Source organism: Rhizobium sp. WYJ-E13, from assembly GCF_018987265.1.
Taxonomy (GTDB): domain Bacteria; phylum Pseudomonadota; class Alphaproteobacteria; order Rhizobiales; family Rhizobiaceae; genus Rhizobium.
This window is the reverse complement of the sequence record NZ_CP076853.1, coordinates 419,200-433,848: the sequence shown is the minus strand read 5'-3', so window position 1 is coordinate 433,848 and position 14,649 is coordinate 419,200. Positions and strand designations below refer to the sequence as shown.

The 14,649-nt window shown below is 62.2% G+C and carries 14 protein-coding genes; 4 read left to right on the top strand and 10 right to left on the bottom strand.

What is annotated here, in order from left to right; all coding sequences use genetic code 11:
- Nucleotides 1-72: 72 nt before the first annotated feature.
- Complete coding sequence (gene mutL, locus KQ933_RS02120) at nucleotides 73-1,887, top strand: DNA mismatch repair endonuclease MutL (RefSeq protein WP_216757168.1); 1,815 nt, start codon at nucleotides 73-75, stop codon at nucleotides 1,885-1,887.
- A 67-nt stretch (nucleotides 1,888-1,954) separates the two neighbouring features.
- Nucleotides 1,955-2,182 (top strand): DUF2093 domain-containing protein, encoded by a 228-nt coding sequence (locus KQ933_RS02115; RefSeq protein ID WP_183729018.1) that lies wholly within the window; start codon nucleotides 1,955-1,957, stop codon nucleotides 2,180-2,182.
- Here KQ933_RS02115 and lpxK read toward each other — a convergent pair.
- The 6 genes from lpxK to KQ933_RS02085 form a co-directional block, all read right to left on the bottom strand.
- On the bottom strand, nucleotides 2,179-3,219 hold the full coding sequence (lpxK, locus tag KQ933_RS02110) for a tetraacyldisaccharide 4'-kinase (RefSeq protein WP_216757167.1): 1,041 nt from the start codon (nucleotides 3,217-3,219) through the stop codon (nucleotides 2,179-2,181). The genes KQ933_RS02115 and lpxK overlap by 4 nt on opposite strands.
- A gap of 104 nt (nucleotides 3,220-3,323) precedes the next feature.
- Nucleotides 3,324-4,046, bottom strand: coding sequence for an HAD family hydrolase (locus tag KQ933_RS02105; RefSeq protein ID WP_216757166.1), 723 nt, complete (start codon nucleotides 4,044-4,046; stop codon nucleotides 3,324-3,326).
- Nucleotides 4,047-4,055: 9 nt separating this feature from the next.
- Nucleotides 4,056-5,375 (bottom strand): lipid IV(A) 3-deoxy-D-manno-octulosonic acid transferase, encoded by a 1,320-nt coding sequence (gene waaA, locus KQ933_RS02100; protein ID WP_216757165.1) that lies wholly within the window; start codon nucleotides 5,373-5,375, stop codon nucleotides 4,056-4,058.
- A gap of 167 nt (nucleotides 5,376-5,542) precedes the next feature.
- Nucleotides 5,543-5,791, bottom strand: coding sequence for a DUF4170 domain-containing protein (locus KQ933_RS02095; RefSeq protein ID WP_183729006.1), 249 nt, complete (start codon nucleotides 5,789-5,791; stop codon nucleotides 5,543-5,545).
- A 62-nt stretch (nucleotides 5,792-5,853) separates the two neighbouring features.
- A complete protein-coding gene (locus KQ933_RS02090) occupies nucleotides 5,854-6,660 on the bottom strand; it encodes a 3'(2'),5'-bisphosphate nucleotidase CysQ (protein WP_216757164.1) in 807 nt (268 codons plus the stop codon).
- Between the two features lie 16 nt (nucleotides 6,661-6,676).
- Nucleotides 6,677-8,026 carry a TldD/PmbA family protein gene (locus KQ933_RS02085; protein ID WP_216757163.1) on the bottom strand — a complete coding sequence of 450 codons (1,350 nt, stop codon included), beginning with the start codon at nucleotides 8,024-8,026 and terminating at the stop codon, nucleotides 6,677-6,679.
- A 115-nt stretch (nucleotides 8,027-8,141) separates the two neighbouring features.
- On the opposite strand from KQ933_RS02085, the gene KQ933_RS02080 reads away from it, so the two are divergent.
- A complete protein-coding gene (locus tag KQ933_RS02080) occupies nucleotides 8,142-9,953 on the top strand; it encodes a monovalent cation:proton antiporter-2 (CPA2) family protein (RefSeq protein ID WP_216757162.1) in 1,812 nt (603 codons plus the stop codon).
- 21 nt (nucleotides 9,954-9,974) lie between these two features.
- Here the strand turns inward: KQ933_RS02080 and KQ933_RS02075 are convergent, their stop codons facing one another.
- The 3 genes from KQ933_RS02075 to KQ933_RS02065 are packed head-to-tail and all read right to left on the bottom strand — an operon-like array spanning nucleotide 9,975 to nucleotide 13,395.
- On the bottom strand, nucleotides 9,975-10,856 hold the full coding sequence (locus KQ933_RS02075) for a patatin-like phospholipase family protein (protein WP_216757161.1): 882 nt from the start codon (nucleotides 10,854-10,856) through the stop codon (nucleotides 9,975-9,977).
- Nucleotides 10,857-10,877: 21 nt separating this feature from the next.
- A complete protein-coding gene (rsmD, locus tag KQ933_RS02070; RefSeq protein WP_216757160.1) occupies nucleotides 10,878-11,438 on the bottom strand; it encodes a 16S rRNA (guanine(966)-N(2))-methyltransferase RsmD in 561 nt (186 codons plus the stop codon).
- Complete coding sequence (locus tag KQ933_RS02065) at nucleotides 11,419-13,395, bottom strand: pseudouridine synthase (protein ID WP_216757159.1); 1,977 nt, start codon at nucleotides 13,393-13,395, stop codon at nucleotides 11,419-11,421. The genes rsmD and KQ933_RS02065 overlap by 20 nt, the downstream gene beginning before the upstream one ends.
- Before the next feature lie 91 nt (nucleotides 13,396-13,486).
- On the opposite strand from KQ933_RS02065, the gene KQ933_RS02060 reads away from it, so the two are divergent.
- Nucleotides 13,487-13,921: a nucleoside deaminase gene (locus KQ933_RS02060; RefSeq protein WP_216758807.1), complete on the top strand. Its 435-nt coding sequence runs from the start codon at nucleotides 13,487-13,489 to the stop codon at nucleotides 13,919-13,921.
- Nucleotides 13,922-13,990: 69 nt separating this feature from the next.
- Here KQ933_RS02060 and KQ933_RS02055 read toward each other — a convergent pair whose 3' ends face one another.
- Entirely contained in the window at nucleotides 13,991-14,620 is a 630-nt protein-coding gene (locus KQ933_RS02055; protein ID WP_216757158.1) for a hypothetical protein, read from the bottom strand.
- Between the last annotated feature and the right edge of the window lie 29 nt (nucleotides 14,621-14,649).

Genomic DNA, 14,649 nt, shown 5'->3' with positions numbered 1-14,649 from the left:
AGAGGCCTCCAGCACCTCCCGAGGCCGATGAAAACCCTTTCCTCCTGACCGCGAATCCTGGAAAATGGGCATATGGCCATCAGACAGCTCTCCGAAACGCTCATTAACCAGATTGCCGCCGGCGAAGTCATCGAACGGCCGGCGAGTGCTGCCAAGGAGCTGATTGAAAACGCGCTCGATGCGGGCGCCACACGCATCGAAATCGCAACCGCCGGCGGTGGCAAGGCGCTGCTGCGTGTCAGCGATAACGGTTCCGGCATGGATGCTGCCGATCTTGAGCTTGCCGTGCGGCGGCACTGCACCTCGAAGATATCGGAAACGCTCGACGATATCCGCACGCTCGGCTTTCGGGGCGAAGCGTTGCCCTCGATCGGCTCGGTGGCGCGGCTCAGCATTTCGAGCCGCAGACGTGACAGTACCGCAGGCAACGAAATTTCGGTTGCCGGCGGTAAGATCGTGCATCTGCGCCCGGCAGCGGCCAATCCGGGAACCATCGTCGAAGTGCGCGACCTGTTCTTCGCCACACCGGCGCGGCTGAAATTCCTGAAAACGGAGAAGGCCGAAGCGGCGGCCATCACCGAGATCGTCAAGCGCATGGCGATCGCCTTTCCGGGCGTGCGTTTCGTGCTGTCGGGTCCCGATCGTTCGACGTTGGAATTTCCGGCAACCGGCGAGGATCATCTGGCGCGCATGGCGCAGGTGCTCGGCAAGGATTTCCGTGACAATGCGATCGCCATCGACGCCGAACGCGAGGACGTTCAATTGACCGGCTTTGCCGGCGTACCGACCTTCAACCGGGGCAACTCGGCCCATCAATATGCTTTCGTCAACGGCCGCCCCGTGCAGGACAAACTCATCCTCTCGGCCATCCGCGGCGCCTATGCCGAAACAATACCGGCGGGCCGTTATGCGGTCGCGGTGCTGTCGATCACGCTCGATCCGGCACTGGTGGACGTCAACGTGCATCCGGCGAAATCCGACGTCCGTTTCCGCGATCCGGGACTGGTGCGCGGGTTGATCGTCGGCGCTGTCCGCGAGGCACTGGCGCGAGACGGCAGCCGCGCTGCGACGACTGATGCAAGCGACATGCTGCGCGCCTTCCGCCCAGGCTTCCAGGCGACACCGCAGCGGCCGCAGGCGCCGTGGTCCGCCGCAACCTCGCCTTCCCGGCCATACCAGGCGACTGCTGGTTTCGGCGAGAGGCCGCAGGCTTCCTTCGATGGGCTCGTCCACCCGACGGCGCGTTCGGAACCGGTTTTCGAGCCGGCACCGCAAGCGCAGGCGGCGGCCGCCGAACCGATGGCGCGTTATCCGCTCGGAGCAGCAAGGGCGCAGATCCACGAAAACTATATCGTTGCCCAGACGGATGACGGCATCGTCATCGTCGATCAGCATGCAGCCCATGAGCGGCTGGTGTTCGAGGCGATGCGCAAGGCGCTGCATTCCAAGCGGCTCGCCTCGCAGGTGCTGCTGATCCCTGAAATCGTCGACATTCCCGAGGAGGATTGCGACCGGCTGATGGTACATGCGGCAGAACTTTCCGAGCTCGGCCTTGCGATCGAACGCTTCGGGCCGGGAGCCATTGCCGTGCGCGAGACGCCGGCTATGCTGGGCGAAGTGGATGCGTCAGGCCTCATCCGCCAGCTTGCCGACGAGATCGCCGAATGGGATACGGCCTCCGGCCTTTCCGCCAAGCTCGAATATGTGGCGGCGACGATGGCCTGCCATGGCTCAGTGCGGTCAGGGCGGAGGATGCGGCCGGAAGAAATGAACGCACTCTTGCGTCAAATGGAAGTCACTCCGGGTTCAGGCCAATGTAATCATGGACGCCCGACCTATATCGAACTCAAACTTGCCGATATCGAGCGGCTGTTCGGCCGGAGCTGAAAAAGCTGGAAAAACTGCCTCTCGGAGAGTATGGCAGGCGGATGACAGACCACAGGGAATGGAGCGCATGAACTTGTTCGAAGGACACGGGAACCGCGAAGCGAAGATCCGTTATCTCGACGGCGACTTCCAGATTCTGTCACCCGGCTCTTATGTTGTCTGCGCGCTCACCGGCAAGCAGGTCCCGCTCGACGAGCTTCGCTACTGGAGCGTAGCGCGACAGGAACCCTATTCCGACGTCGCTTCGGCACTCGAAGCCGACCGGCGCGCCGGCGTTCTGCCAACCCAACGCTAAGTCGCCTTCGCCTCTCTCAGTCGTCTTTCCCGGTAGGCCTCGAAAGCCCGGTCGATGATGAGGTCGGGGGCAAGTGGGTCCGTGAAGGCCATTTCCACCTCCACCACGCAACAGCGGGCCGCAAGTTGTTCCGCCTTGCCGTGATGACCTGCAAGGCGCACGAAGTCCTTTGAGGTCGTAACGATCGTCAGGTTCTGCTGGTCCGCGGTCGTCAGGAGACCGTCGATCTCCTCTTCGCTGAGGTGCTCGTGATCGCCGAAGGAGGTTGCGACCTCGATGGTTGCGCCGAGCGAACGTACGGTGCGGAAGAACTTCTCGGGATCGGCAATGCCGGCAAAAGCGAGCACCTTCAGGCCTTCGAGATGGTTCTCGCCCGGCACTTTCAGAGCAGCCGTGAAATAGGGCTTTGCCGCGCGGGCTGCGATACGGACGATGCGGTCGGCCGCATTGCCATCTCCGACCTTCAGAAGTGCGGTCGCCTGGCGCAGTTGCAGGCGCACCGGTGCACGCACCGGCCCGCTTGGCACGATATAGCCATTGCCGAGACCCCGCGTCGCATCGATCACCAGAAGTGCATAGTCGATCGCGAGGCGCGCACTCTGGAAGCCATCATCCATGATAATGAAATCGGCGCCTTCCTCGACCAGTCTGACCGCACCATCGACACGCCGGCGGGAGATCACGGTCAGTGCTTCCTGCGCCAGCAGCAGCGGCTCGTCGCCGACGGCGACGGCGCGATGGTGTGCGGGATCGACAACAACAGTCACATCAAGGGAGCCGCCATGGCCGCGGCTCAGGAAACCGGGCTTCAGACCCTTGGCCTTCGCGGCACGGGCAATCGCAATCGCGGTCGGAGTCTTGCCAGCGCCGCCGACGGTGAAATTACCGACGCAGATGATGGGGATCGGAACCGAGGCGCGGCGCGCATGGACCATGCGGTAACCCGCCACGCGGCCATAGAGGAAAGAAAGGGGCGATAGAACCCAAGCTTGCCAACCTGCCCGCCTCCACCAGAAAGGCGGCGCTTCGGATATCATGATGCCGTCCTGTTTCCCTTGCCCCGCCCTTCATGACAGGGTCCTCCAAAATCGACCGGGCGGATTGAAAAGCCAAAACGCATGAAAATGCAAGTCTTTGCGCGTCAGGCCAGCTGAAGATCCGACAGCAGGGCCTCGATGCCGGTGATGTCGTCGAAGACATGATCGGCTGCACCAGACAGGGATTCACGCGAGCCGGTGCCTGTCAGAACCGCGATCGTCAGGCCCGCTTTCGCATTCCTGCCCATATGGAGATCGTGGTTGTTGTCGCCGACCATGGCGACCTCTTCCGGCGACAGGCCGGTCGCAGCGCAGAAACCGAGCACCATGCCGGGCTCCGGTTTGCTGCCGAAACCACTGTCATAACCGGCGATGTAATCAACATATTCGGAAATACCGAAGCGCTGGGCCGTCTGGCGAATCGAGCGTTCGTTGTCGCTGGAGGCGATGCCGAGCTTGAAACCGCGTTTGTGCAGGCGGCCGAAGAAGACCGAGAGATCGGTGACCGGCACGGAGAATTCGGCGGCATTGGCAAAGAGATCGTCGAGCTTGATCGTCAGCTCGATGACCTCGACCTTCGAGCCGGCAGCGACGAGGCCTTCGGCGATCTGACGGGTATTGCCTGCGGCAAGCAGGCTGTCGGGAACGATATGACCCGTCACGGGATCCATTCCGCATGCGGCAAGCAGGTGGTCGGCCAGAGCTGTGTCGCCTTCGGCGGCGATGCGGGCCAGCTCGCGGTTCACCGGCAGCCAGCTTTCGTCATAATCGAGCAGCGTACCGTCCTTGTCGAAGAGGATGCCCTTGATCTTCACCCCTGCCGACATGATCGCTCCTCAGGCCTGCGCCACGGCCTTCGGCAGCAGGCGCGCCTTGACCGTCAGCGGATTGATGTAGGGCTCCAGTCCCTTCAGGGTGGCGGTGAGCGCGCCACGCATTTCATGCACGGTGGCAATGCCAGCCTGGATCATATTGCCCCGCGCCTCGTCGTTGGTCAGCAGATAGTGCACGCCCTTCGCCAGCATCTCGGTATCGCGCACCATGCGGGCGCTGCCGCTGCGGGCGAGCTTCTGATAGGCCTCACGGAAGTTCTGCACGTTGCCGCCCGAAAGGATGGCGCAGCCGAGCATGGCCGGCTCCAGCGGGTTCTGGCCGCCTTCGGCAAAAAGCGAGCGGCCGACGAAGGCGACTTCCGTCAGCCGCAGATAAAGGCCCATCTCGCCGATCGTATCGCCGAGGAAGATATCGACATCGGGAGAAAGTACATCATCGCGCGTACGGCGGGCGACCTTCAGTCCCTGCTTGACGAGAGCAGCCTCGATCTCGTCACCGCGCTCGGGATGGCGCGGCACGATGATCGTCAATTGCCTGTCGCGGTCGCGGAGCGCCCGATGAACGACTCCGGCAGCATTCTCCTCGCCGTCGAAGGTGGAGATCGCCGCCCATGTCTTGCGGTCACCGATCTGCTTCTTGTAGCGGGCGAAGACAGCGCTGTCATAGGGCGGCGCGTCCGTATCGACCTTGAGATTGCCGGAGGTGATGACCGGTACGGCGCCGAGATCGCGGAAACGTTCGGCATCGACATCCGACTGGGCAATCACGAGCGCCAGATTTTCGAACAGCGCCTCGGCAATCGCCGGACGGCGGCGCCAGCGGGCGAAGGAACGATCCGACATGCGGGCATTGACGAGGATCTGCGGAATGCGGCGACGGCCGAGTTCCAGCACCGTCGCGGGCCAGATCTCGGACTCGGCGATGATGGCACAATCCGGCTGCCAGTAATCGAGGAAACGACCGACGGCGGGCTTCAGGTCGAGCGGCACATATTGATGGATCGCTTCGTTGCCGAGACGTTCGGCGGCAAGCTTTGCCGAGGTGATGGTGCCGGTTGTCAGGATGACGTTGATGTCACGGCGGCGAATCTCACGGATCAGGGGAATGACGGCAGTGGTTTCGCCTACGCTTGCGGCATGGAACCAGACGAGCGGGCCTTGCGGCCGGTTGGCGCTCGCATAGCCGAACCGTTCCAGCCGGCGGGCACGGTCTTCCTTGCCCTTGGCCGTGCGGTAGGTGATGTAGAGGCCGACGACCGGCGACGCCACAGTTCCCGCCAGACGGTACGCGTTCAGACCGATCCGCGCCATCCGGGAGCTCATTCGGCAGACCTCCGATCCATGCAGATCGACATCAATCCAATTCCCTAATTATCGTTGCGGCCGCAATGACCGATTAATTTGTCCAGAATGCGTCGATCGACGGCGAGGAACCGATACGCAAAGGCCTCCGCTGTGGTCAGCGGATGGCCAAAAGATTGCTACGAGGCTCACTTGCTCCCAGTCGTATCCTGCGGGTCGAGCAGACGATGCATGTGGACGATGAAATATCGCATATGCGCATTGTCGACCGTCTGTTGCGCCTTGCCCTTCCAGGCCGTCAGTGCCGTAGCATAATCGGGGAAAATACCGACAATATCGAGATCCTTGAGATCCCGAAACTGGATACCTTCGAGGTTTTCGAGTTCGCCACCGAATACGAGGTGCAGGAGCTGCTTTTTACCGCCGGAGTCCGTCATTTTTATTCTCTTTTCTGCCTATTCTCCTCCGGCCCCTCATCTGAGGGATTTTGACGAAAACGTCAACCGTCTCTTAGCTGAGTGAGGAAGTCCAGATATTCCTGGAGACGGGTTGTTGGCGCGGCACAAAGAGCGTCGTGGCTGATTTTTTCTCTATTATAGGTTGCCTCACGACCCAAGAGATCGACAAGGCGGCCACCGGCGCGATCCAGAATGAGATCGGCAGCGGCAATATCCCAGTCGTGCGCGTTGCGCCCGACAAATGTCGCGTCCAGACGTCCATCGGCTACCATGGCGATACGGTAGGCAAGCGAAGGGATATGTTTGACGCGCTCACTGCGCTCGCGGACCGCTGCCGGCAGGATCTTGAACAGTTCCTCGCTGACGGCAAGCTGGCTGATATCGCCTTCACCGCGCATGGAAACAGCGATCGGCTTGCCGTTTTTCAGCGCCGGACCAGCTTCCACAGCCTCGTAGAGTTCGTCCAGTGCAGGTGCATAGAGCACGCCGGCAACGGGACGGCCGCGATGGACGATGCCCACGCTCACGCACCAGAGATCCTTGCCGGCCAGAAATGCCCTTGTGCCATCGATCGGATCGACGATGAACAGTGTCTCATATTGCAGGCGGCCGGCATCGTCGTCGGTCTCTTCCGACAGCCAACCATAGTCCGGCCGCGCCCCGCGCAGGATGGTTTCGAGCGTTTCATTGGCGGCAAAATCGGCGGCGCTGACGGGCGAGCGTTCCTCGTTCTTCCACCAGACTTCCGGTGATTTGTTGAAGAAACCAAGTGCGACGGCGCCCGCCTGTTTTGCAACATCGGCGATCAGTGCAAGATCGCTCTGCCAACGGTTGTCCGTGTCGCTCATCGCGTCGATCCGTTCGTCAGCGGCCGGCAAGCGTCATGCCTTCAATGGCGAAGGTCGGAGCCGCCACACCGAACTTGCGGTCGATGTCGTTGGCGAGCGTCAGCCGCATGAACATGTCCTTGAGGTTCGATGCGATCGTCACCTCCGATACCGGGAAGGTGAGTTCGCCATTCTCGATCCAGAAACCAGTCGCGCCTCGGCTATATTCGCCGGTTATCATGTTGACGCCCTGGCCGATCAACTCGGTTACGTAGAAGCCGTTGCCAACGCTGCGGATCAATTCTTCGGGCGAGATGTCGCCAGGCTCCAGCGCCAGATTGGTGGAGGCGGGTGTAACCGAGGTGCCGCCGCGCACGCCGCGGCCGTTGGTTTCGAAACCGCCGATTTCATTTGCGGTGGAAGTGGACAGGAACCAGTGCTTGAGCACGCCGTCTTCGATCATCACGAGCCGCTCTCCGGAAACGCCTTCGCCGTCGAAGGGACGCGAGGACGGGCCACGCACGATCAGCGGATCGTCCGTGATCGACAGGCCGGTCTTCAGAACCTGCTCACCCATCTTGTCACGCAGAAAACTCGTCTTGCGGGCAACGGACGCTCCGTTGATGGCGCCGGCGATATGGCCGACGAAACCACGGGCAATGCGGGGATCAAAGATGACGGTGACGCCCTTGCCGGTCGGCACCTGCCTGGGATTGACGCGTTTGATGGCGCGCTCGCCGGCCCGGCGGCCAATTTCGGCGGGATCGTCCAGTTCGGAATAATAGAGGCGGCTGTCGAAATCGTAGTCGCGTTCCATGCCGGTGCCCTCACCGGCGATCACGCTGACGGAGTTGCCGAAGCGCGAAGCCATATAGCTGCCTTCGAAGCCATGCGAGGTGGCGAGCACGAGCCCGCCCATGCCAGCCGAAGCGCCGGCGCCGGACGAGTTAGTGATGCCTTTTACCGCAAGCGCTGCGGCTTCGGCAGCAAGAGCCGCCTCCCGCAACTGATCGGCGCTGACTTCGGTCGTGTCGAGAAGCTGCAGATCGGGATAGGTTTTTGCCAGCCGGTTCTCATCGGCGAGGCAGGCGAACGGATCTTCCGGCGAAACCTTGGCCATGGCGACGGCGCGTTCGGCCAGCGCCTGCAGGTCGAAGCCCGGATTGGCGGAAACGCTTGCTACTCGCTTGCCAACGAAGACACGGAGCGAAAAGTCGTCGCTTTCGGAAGACTCGGTTCCTTCGACCTTGCCTAAGCGAACGCTGACCGATTGCGCACGCGAGCGGACGACGACGGCGTCGGCAGCGTCGGCACCTGCCTTTTTCGCCAGATCGATCAGTTGACTTGCACGGGAAAGAAGTGTCGAGGAATCGATTTCAGAGGACATGATTTGGCCTTTCCTTCCAGTTCCATTTATTGTGCACTCCCGAAAGCATCAAGGCCGTGGATGCCGATTCTTTTCCTGGCTGCCTGCTTGCCCCGCCACCCGAAAGAAATGAAGCATGTCCGCACCCAACGCGCTTTTCACCGAAATGATCCTGCTGCTCGGCGGCGCGGTCGTTGCCGCACCGATTTTCAAGAAGCTCGGGCTCGGTACGGTTCTCGGTTATCTGGCGGCGGGCATCGTCATCGGGCCGATCTTTCACGGCATCACCGATGGCGAACAGATCCTCAATGTCGCAGAACTCGGCGTCGTCTTCCTGCTCTTCATCATCGGGCTTGAGCTGAAACCATCGCGCCTCTGGCAGATGCGCCGCGACATCTTCGGTCTCGGTACGGCGCAGGTGGTGGTGACAGGTCTGGCGTTGACGGCACTTGCCTGGGCCTCCGGCGTGCTCGAATGGCGCGGCAGCATCGTCGCCGGCTTCGGGCTGGCACTTTCCTCCACGGCCTTCGCCATGCAGATCCTCGAAGGCGATGGCGACGTGAACACCCGCTACGGGCAGCGCTCCTTCTCCATGCTGCTGTTCCAGGATCTTGCGATCGTGCCGCTTCTGGCTGTCGTCACCATTCTCGACAGTGACAAGGGCAGCGGCAGTCCGCTTGTGGACTTCGGCATCTCGGTTGCAGCCGTCGCCGGGATGATCGTCATGGGAAGATACCTGCTGACACCGCTCTTCCAGATCATCGCCCGCACCGGCGCACGCGAGGCGATGATCGCAGCAGCGCTTTTCGTCGTCATGGGATCAGCGAGCCTGATGCAGCTTGCCGGGCTTTCAATGGCGATGGGCGCCTTCCTCTCCGGCGTCATGCTGGCGGAATCCTCCTATCGCCACGAACTGGAAGCCGATATCGAACCCTTCCGTGGCGTGCTGCTCGCTATCTTCTTCATTGCCGTCGGCCTGTCGCTCGAACTCCCGGTACTCGTCGACAACGCGCTGTTCATCATCATCGCCGTGCCTGTTATCATGGCCGTGAAGGCGCTGATCATCTATGCGCTCTGCCGCCTGGCGCGCTCCTCGCATGATGATGGCATACGCATCGCCTTCCTGCTGCCGCAGGGCGGCGAATTCGGCTTCGTCCTCTTTACCGCGGCGGCCGTCAGCGGCTTGATGCCAAGCAGCACCGCCTCACTGCTTGTTGCGATCGTCACCCTTTCCATGGCGCTGACGCCCCTGGGGTCTGCCCTCTCCAAGCGGATGCTGACGGGAGACGAGCACGAGGAACTGGACGAGGATTTTGAGGGAGCCGGTGCGGATGTGCTGATGGTCGGCTTCTCACGTTTCGGCCAGATCGCCGCACAGATCCTGCTCGCCGGCGGCCGCAGCGTCACCGTCATCGATTTTTCCGCCGACCGTATCCGGCAGGCATCGTCCTTTGGTTTCCGCATCTATTTTGGCGATGGCACCCGCAAGGACGTGCTGCGCTCGGCGGGTATCGATAGGGCGAAGATCGTGCTCGTCTGCACCCAGAAGAAAGAGATTACCGACAAAGTGGTCGAGCTGGTGCAGGCCGATTATCCCCACACGACACTCTTCGTTCGTTCCTATGATCGCATTCACTCCATCGAACTGCGCAACAAGGGCGTCGATTATGAGCTGCGCGAAACGCTCGAATCCGGCCTGCTGTTCGGCCGGCGCACGCTGGAAGCGCTTGGCGTTGCCGAAGTCGATGCCTATGAGATCGGCGAGGACATCCGCAAGCGCGACGAGGCGCGGCTGGTGCTGCAGGTCTCCGAGGGGTTGCAGGCGGGACAAGATCTCTTATTTTCAACGCCGATCAAGCCGGAACCGCTGGTCAAGCCGAAGCGTACGCCGGATCCTTTCGACAGCGATCCGCTGGCAAACAGATCAGACGTGACGGCCGATGCCTAAACTTCAGCGCGACATCCCGAACTAGCGCTTCAGCCGCGCTTCGATTTCCCGATCGAGGGCATATTTCAATTCGTCCTTCACACCGACGGACATAGCGAGCACGTCGCGCGCCTTCAGGAAATCCATGACACCGGTGCGGCCCACCGTGGGACGCAGGAAGATGTGCGGCCGTAGGAGCTTCAGTTTCAGGGAAATCGCCGCCTGCATCATCAGTTGTCCCGAGCCGAAGATGCTTTCCATGCGGTTCGGGATATGGGTGCCGTCGCCTTCGGGTGCGCCGACGACATCGATGCCGATGACGATATCGGCAAGATCCATCAGGCATTCGTAAGGCACGGGATTGGCGATGCCGCCATCGATCATCACCCGGCCGTGCAGTCTGACCGGCATGAAGACGGCGGGAATGGCCGATGATGCGGCGAGTGCGGGAAAGAGCTGGCCATGCTCGATTATCACCTCGGCCTGACCGTAATAATCCGTGGTGATCACCTTCATCGGCACCAGGAGATCCTCGAATTTCTGGGGAAGTTCCGACGGCAGGAAAGCCTTCAGAATGCGTTCGAGATTGAACTGGCCGATGCGAATGCCCTTGGCCACGGCATCGCGCACGGTCGTCGGGCGCAGCCCCCAGATGCGGCTGACGACGGCAGCCTTGTTGCCCACTGTCGCCAGCGCATGTTCGCGAATTTCCGCGCCGGACATGCCGGCCGCCATACCGGATCCCATGATGGCGCCGATGGATGAGCCGGATATCGCCACCGGGCGAATGCCGAGTTCATCCAGCGTTTCGATGATGTGGATATGCGAGAGGCCGCGGGCACCGCCGCCGCCGAAGGCGACGGCCACCGTCGGGAGATCGCTGATCGCAGGCGATTTCGGACTGATGATTTCCGCCTGCGGCACGATCTGCTCCCAACGCGCCGGCTACTGCGGCTGATACCGGAAGAAATGCACTCTGGTGTCGCCGAATATTCGGCTTTCGAGGAAAACATAGGAGGGATGCACCGAAACGGCAACCTCCGCACGTTCTTCCAGAACGACGATCGCGCCAGGCTTCAGCCAGCCACCGTCGGCAGCAGCCGTAAGCGCCTTCTCGCCCAGACCCTTGCCATAGGGCGGGTCGGCGAAAAGCATGTCAAAAGGTTCGAGATTGCCGACACTGCCGAGATCGGTCGCATCACGACGCAGGATACGCGTACGGCCGTGCAGACCGAGCGCATCGATGTTTTCCCAGAGAAGCGCCCTGCCCTCCACGCTGTTTTCGACGAACAGCGCATGGCCACAGCCGCGCGAGACGGCTTCGAGGCCGACAGCCCCGGTGCCGGCGAAAAGGTCGAGAATCCGGGTGCCATCGATGCATTCCGGATAGGCATGGCTCAGAATGTTGAACAGACTCTCACGCGTCCGGTCCGCAGTCGGCCGGATGTCGTTGGATTTTGGTACGGCAAGCGGCCGTCCGCGAAACTCACCGCCGACGATCCGCACCGCGCGTCATTCCCTTGCCTTTCGCACCACCTCTGGACGGCCCGCCGGAAGGCTTGCCGCCACTCGGCCGATCGCCCTTCGGCTTGCCGGAGGAACTCTTTGCGCCACGGGGCTTATCCCCGAATGGCTTGTCGCTGCGCGAGCGCTCGGAGCGGCCTTCGCCGCCAAAGCTCCTCGCCGGACGCTGAGAGCGTTCGCCACCTTCCTCACGCGGACGATCACGGAAGGAACGCGGACGCTCCTCTCCCTCGGTCCGTGGACGACGTTCGCCACGCGGCTTGTCGCCGAAAGGCTTGTCGCCACGCGGACGATCGGAGCGGCCTTCGCCGCCGAAGCTTCTGGCTCGACGGGAAGAACGTTCGCTGCCTTCATCATGCGAGCGGCTACGGAAAGGACGAGAACCCTCTTCGCCTTCCGTGCGCGGACGACGTTCGCCGCGAGGCTTATCGCCGAAGGGTCTGTCGCCACGCGGACGATCGGAGCGGCCTTCGCCGCCGAAGCTTCTGGCTGGGCGGGGAGAACGTTCACCGCCTTCCTCGCGCGGACGATCGCGGAAGGAACGCGGCTTGTCGCCAAAAGAACGCTTGCGGTCGAAACCCTCATCCTCGTCGCGCTTGCGAGGCGTCTCGCTGGAGCGGATCCACTCGCCATCCTCTTCGTGGACGCGATTGATCTGCGCACGCGGCCGATCGGCTGCGCGATCGAAGCGGGGCTCCTTCACCGGAGCCGTTTCACCGCGACGGCGCGCGGTCTGGGCGTTCTTTGCAGCCTTGGCCGCAGCCTTCTCGCCGAGCGGGCGAGCGCCAGGCGCCATCCACACATTGGCGTTACGCCGGCTACCGAGAGCCGGGCGCTTCGGACGATCTTCATCGCCATGGCGGTCGTCTGCGCGGCGATTGTCCCGACGATCGTTCTTACGGTCATCCCGGCGGTCGTCGCGCTTGGTGTCGAGGCGGCTCAGCGCACGTTCGCGCTTGTCTTCGTCGCGACGCGGACGTTCGCGGCGCTCGGGCGTCGCCGGTTCCTCAGCCTCTTCGGCGGCAACGGCAGGCGCATTATAGAGCGGCGCATCGAAATTCGCCTTGGCATCTTCGATGAGGCGCGGACCGAGCTGGTCGCGCAGCGTACGGCCGCGCACCTCGATGACATGCCCCTCGGGCAGTTCACCGAGCTGAAAGGGGCCGTAGGAAATGCGGATTAGACGGTTGACCTCGAGACCAAGCGCGCCGAGCACGTTCTTGATTTCGCGGTTCTTGCCTTCGCGCAGACCCATGGTGATCCAGACGTTGGCCCCTTGCGTGCGGTCGAGCGTCGCTTCGATGGAGCCATAGAGGACGCCGTCGACAGCAATGCCCTCTTTCAGCTTGTCCAGTGCATCCTGATCGATATCGCCATGCGCACGCACGCGGTAGCGGCGCAGCCAGCCGGTGGTCGGCAGTTCCAGCGCTCGGGCGAGACCGCCATCATTGGTGAGCAGCAGCAGGCCTTCGGTATTGATGTCGAGACGGCCGATCGACATGACGCGCGGAAGCTCTTCCGGCAGATTGTCGAAGACGGTCGGGCGCCCCTCGGGATCGGAATTCGTCGTCACGAGGCCCGGCGGCTTATGATAGAGCCAGAGGCGCGTGCGCTCGATGCCGCGGATCGGCACGCCATCGACCTCGATCTTGTCTTCGAGCGTTACGTTGACGACGGGCGTGTCCAGGAGCTTGCCGTTCAGCGTGACGCGACCGTCCATGATCATGCGTTCGATATCGCGACGGGAGGCGACGCCGGCGCGTGCCATCACCTTGGAGATGCGTTCCGCCTTGCTGTCGCCATCCGCTTCGTTCGCAGCGGCTTTCCCGACCGCAGCCTTGAACGGCTTCTCGCCGCCGGTCTTCGGGCCGCTTTTTGACCGGGCTTCGCGCGGGGGAGCCTTGGTGCCTGGGCGTTTTGGCTTGTCTTTGGGTGTCATTTGTTGTTTGCCTGCCTTTTCCGGCCTGTCTATCAGGTCATGCACCTGCGGTTAAGTGGAAATTCTTGCGAACGTGAAGACAAATCGATTTATGGAGATGGCACTTGAAGAAGCACGCACCGCCGGAGAGCGCGGCGAAGTGCCGATCGGCGCCGTCCTCGTCGTCGATGGTGCCGTGGTCGCTGCCTCCGGAAACCGTACGCGGGAGCTCAACGACGTCACCGCCCATGCCGAGATCGCCGTCATCCGCATGGCCTCGGACAAGCTCGGCCAGGAGCGGCTTGCCGGCGCCGATCTCTATGTCACCTTGGAACCCTGCACCATGTGTGCGGCCGCCATTTCCTTCGCCCGCATCCGCAGGCTCTATTACGGGGCAGAAGACCCGAAGGGCGGTGCGGTAGACAATGGCGTGCGCTTCTATGCACAGCCGACCTGCCATCACGCGCCGGACGTCTATTCCGGCTTCAACGAGACGGAATCGGCAGACATGCTGAGGGCATTCTTTTCGGAGAGAAGAGGCACATAGTCGTGCCGGTTGCGAGGACTGCCGCTATGCTGACGCGACGCAGTTGATCGACGCGACGCCGCTAAAGTCTTACTGAAGGATCTGCCACCACTTGGTGCCGCTGTTTGCGACCGCTGCATCCTTCTTACGCTGCTTCGCCTTCTTCTGCTCCGGTGTACCGAGGTCGTCGAGCTTTGCCGGATCATCCACGGCGCGATATTCGGTCGGCGGATCGGAAATGTAGCGGCGCTGGTCGATATAGGCACCCTTCTGCAGGGCGCGGGCTTCGCGATAGGCCTTGGTCTGGGCTTCGGTCGTCTGGCGACCGCCTTCGATGGCGGAACTTGCGAGCGGCGAACGATAGCTCGGATTGTCCGAATTCTCGTCGGCTTCCTTGACGAGGCGCTTACGGGCTTCTTCCGGCGATTCAACCCACTGGGGATTGTCCTTGTTGGCCACCGTCTGCTGCGGCTGAACGAGGGTTTCCTTCTGGTCTTGCGCGGGCATGACCAGCGTCGGGCGCGGGGTGTATTTCACGCCGGTATTCTTGGGACCCGGACCGGTCAGCGAAACGGACTGGCCGAGATCGTCGGCAAGCTGTTCCATGGCGGTCTTGTCGGTGCCGTAGGTCGGGCTGCTGGCGCAGCCGGACATCGTGGAGCTTGCCGCCAGAACAAGAGACAGGCAGGCGCCCAAACGGAACCAATGCGTCGCTAACATGAAAACCCTTCCCGCATGCCGGAATCAGT

Coding starts and splice junctions, on each gene's coding strand:
- waaA (WP_216757165.1), bottom strand. CDS start 5,375: ATGAGCTCCCGGATGGCGCGGATCGGTCTGAACGCGTACCGTCTGGCG.
- KQ933_RS02095 (WP_183729006.1), bottom strand. CDS start 5,791: ATGACGGACTCCGGCGGTAAAAAGCAGCTCCTGCACCTCGTATTCGGT.
- KQ933_RS02115 (WP_183729018.1), top strand. CDS start 1,955: ATGAACTTGTTCGAAGGACACGGGAACCGCGAAGCGAAGATCCGTTAT.
- KQ933_RS02105 (WP_216757166.1), bottom strand. CDS start 4,046: ATGTCGGCAGGGGTGAAGATCAAGGGCATCCTCTTCGACAAGGACGGT.
- KQ933_RS02085 (WP_216757163.1), bottom strand. CDS start 8,026: ATGTCCTCTGAAATCGATTCCTCGACACTTCTTTCCCGTGCAAGTCAA.
- mutL (WP_216757168.1), top strand. CDS start 73: ATGGCCATCAGACAGCTCTCCGAAACGCTCATTAACCAGATTGCCGCC.
- KQ933_RS02090 (WP_216757164.1), bottom strand. CDS start 6,660: ATGAGCGACACGGACAACCGTTGGCAGAGCGATCTTGCACTGATCGCC.
- KQ933_RS02060 (WP_216758807.1), top strand. CDS start 13,487: ATGGAGATGGCACTTGAAGAAGCACGCACCGCCGGAGAGCGCGGCGAA.
- lpxK (WP_216757167.1), bottom strand. CDS start 3,219: ATGATATCCGAAGCGCCGCCTTTCTGGTGGAGGCGGGCAGGTTGGCAA.
- KQ933_RS02080 (WP_216757162.1), top strand. CDS start 8,142: ATGTCCGCACCCAACGCGCTTTTCACCGAAATGATCCTGCTGCTCGGC.
- KQ933_RS02065 (WP_216757159.1), bottom strand. CDS start 13,395: ATGACACCCAAAGACAAGCCAAAACGCCCAGGCACCAAGGCTCCCCCG.
- KQ933_RS02055 (WP_216757158.1), bottom strand. CDS start 14,620: ATGTTAGCGACGCATTGGTTCCGTTTGGGCGCCTGCCTGTCTCTTGTT.